At 44.5% G+C, this 254-nt stretch carries 1 protein-coding gene; it reads right to left on the bottom strand.

Annotated elements, in window-relative coordinates:
• Positions 1-254: hypothetical protein (locus AWN68_RS11155; protein WP_157716182.1), on the bottom strand; the 254-nt coding region annotated here is incomplete at both ends.

The raw sequence follows: 254 nt of genomic DNA, 5'->3' as shown, positions 1-254 counted from the left end.
CCAGTATCAGCTCTAGTGTGATAAAGGTAAAGCACGATTAAATCAGCACAACCATAGTTTCTAGCAGCTGCCGGCCCTGAAACAGCCTCAATTTGAGAACTGACAGGGGCTCCGTCATAAGCTGAACGCCCAGTGTCATCAACATACGATAACTGTGCTTCAGCACTTAGATCACCTGTTTCAGGGTCTTGCGTCACAACAAAGTCATTTCCTTGATTGTAAAAGTTGACAATTGTAAACTGATTAGCACCAGG

The sequence above is a fragment of the Roseivirga echinicomitans genome (assembly GCF_001592935.1).
GTDB lineage: Bacteria > Bacteroidota > Bacteroidia > Cytophagales > Cyclobacteriaceae > Roseivirga > Roseivirga echinicomitans.
The sequence above is the reverse complement of the archived record's forward strand: the minus strand, read 5'-3'. Positions and strand labels throughout refer to the sequence as shown.